The sequence below is a fragment of the Methyloceanibacter sp. genome (assembly GCF_058506495.1).
Genome location: NZ_JBZMXT010000197.1, coordinates 1 through 1,172 on the forward strand (window position 1 = coordinate 1; position 1,172 = coordinate 1,172).

Below are 1,172 nucleotides of genomic sequence, written 5' to 3' on the forward strand. Positions count from 1 at the left end.
AAGATCGAAGCAAAGATGCGCGAGATCATCCAGCGCGACTCGCCGTTCTCGTACGAGCTGATGGAGCGCGAGGCGGCGAAAAAAATGTTCGGCGAGATGGGTGAGGACTACAAGGTTGAACTCATCGACGCGATTCCCGAAGGCGACGACATCAAGATTTACTCGCAGCGCGAATGGTTTGACCTCTGCCGCGGACCGCACATGACGTCTACGGGCAAGATCGGCAAGGCGTTCAAGCTCCAGAAGATCGCCGGCGCCTATTGGCGGGGCGACAGTAACAATCCCATGCTTCAGCGTATCTATGGCACGGCTTGGGCGACCGAAGAGGATCTCAAGGCTTATCTCCATATGCTGGAAGAGGCGGAGAAGCGCGATCACCGCCGCTTGGGCCGTGAGATGGACTTGTTTCACTTCCAGGAAGAGGCGCCGGGCGCTGTATTTTGGCACGCTAAGGGCTGGTCGCTGTTCCAGTCGCTGATTGGCTATATGCGGCGGCGACAACAGGACTGGGGTTATGTCGAGGTCAATTCGCCCGACATGATGGAACGGACACTTTGGGAGGAGTCCGGCCACTGGGAGAAGTTCCAGGAGAATATGTATCTCGCCGAGACACCCGACGACCGGGTGTTCTGCTGCAAACCCATGAATTGTCCTGGCCATGTGCAGATCTTCAAGAACGGCCTGAAGAGCTATCGCGACCTGCCTCTGCGCATGGCCGAGTTCGGTAAGGTTCATCGCTACGAGCCATCCGGCGCGCTGCATGGTCTGTTACGGGTCCGCCACTTCACTCAGGATGATGCGCATATCTTCTGTACTGAAGATCAAATTACGGAAGAGTGCGTGAAGCTTAACGAACAGATGCTTTCCATCTATCGCGATTTCGGCTTCGAGGATGTTCGAATCAAATTCTCCGATCGTCCCGATAAGCGTGTCGGCGAGGACGCTGTTTGGGACAAAGCCGAGGCTGCGCTGAAGCGTGCCGTTGAGGCTGCCGGACTGACATATGAACTGAATCCCGGCGAGGGCGCCTTCTATGGGCCCAAGCTCGAGTACGTCCTGCGTGATGCGATCGGTCGCGACTGGCAGTGCGGAACCATTCAGGTGGACCTAAACATGCCAGAGCGGCTCGGGGCCTACTATATCGGCGCCGATGGAGAGAAGACGGTACCGGT

1 protein-coding gene is annotated in these 1,172 nt (G+C 57.1%); it reads left to right on the plus strand.

What is annotated here, in order from left to right; genetic code table 11:
• On the plus strand, positions 1–1,172 hold a 1,172-nt coding region (thrS, locus tag AC33YF_RS13965; RefSeq protein ID WP_491777821.1), incomplete at both ends, for a threonine--tRNA ligase.